Genomic DNA, 1,121 nt, shown 5'->3' on the forward strand with positions numbered 1-1,121 from the left:
GCACAATATTGAAGTACGTCTTGCCCGGCACGAGCTGCACTTCCTGACCATCCTTCACGAACCGAATCGCATCGCCCGCAGCCCTTACCCATTGCCCGCGGATCACCTGACCGCGCTGGAACAGCATCGCTTCTCCGCCTGCTTCCACGTTCACCGCAAGCCGCCCCACGTCATCCAGCACCTTATGGTCAGCCCCGAGTACGATCACATTCGCCGCTTCGAGCTGCACGTTGTCATTCGGATCGATATGAGGCGAGCCGTTCATGGAACGTTTATACGTATTAGTAGAAGCGTCATAGACATACCCCACGACATAACTGTCTAGCAAAAATTTGATGTCTACGTTTGTTGCAGCTTCTCCAGCGGCATCGCTATCCGTGCCAGATCCACCGGCTTCCTCGCCGCTAACCGCGACGCTCTCCGGATAGAAGGTGTACTGCGGAACCGTTACCTCCGTATTATAGTTGTGCTTGGCCGCGGCCTCGCGCAGCTTCTCGTCACTCGCATACAGATTATGCGGGGCCTTGCGGTCACTCGCCCTGAAGAAGTAGGCGCCCGCATTCCCGATCTCATCCAGGTCATGCTTGCGCTGGCTCTGAATGATCGAATACGCCTCCGGGCTGCCGCCTGCGTGCACAAGCACGCCGCCGTAGCTTTCGCCAAGGTTGATCAGGTACGGACGGATACTGCGTATCGGTCCGATCTTTTCAATTCCGCTCTGGCTCTGGTAAATCCCGATAAACCGCGTAATACCTCCTTCCGCCAGCACCTCGTATACGATATCCGCTTGACCCAGACCCGACTGCGGCCGCGCGGCCGGTGCGTTATTGATCATGATCGCAAGCGGACGCTGCGTCACCGGCTCCTCTATCGGCAATCCCGTTAAAGGTGCTGTATATGGTAAAGAAGCGTTATCCTGCGGCTCTTCCGTTGGAGCCTCGATCGGAGCCTCCACCTCGCTTGGCGGAGATACTTCTGCCTGCTTGTCCCCATTGCAAGCTGACAGCGCGATAACGGCTGAGACCGCCAGCAGGCCCGTGCCCGTCCTCCAGATCGCCGTCTTCAATAGATCGTTGAATCCCATTCGTGTTTCCCCCTATGGACCACAATACTTATTACCC

The 1,121-nt window shown here is 57.0% G+C and carries 1 protein-coding gene; it reads right to left on the reverse strand.

Features of this window, described 5'->3' with window-relative positions; all coding sequences use genetic code 11:
• The coding region (locus ACFRAK_RS29430; RefSeq protein ID WP_394573258.1) for a DUF3048 domain-containing protein at positions 1–1,084 on the reverse strand (1,084 nt) is incomplete at its 3' end.
• Between the last annotated feature and the right edge of the window lie 37 nt (positions 1,085–1,121).

Source organism: Peribacillus sp. NPDC056705 (assembly GCF_043656335.1).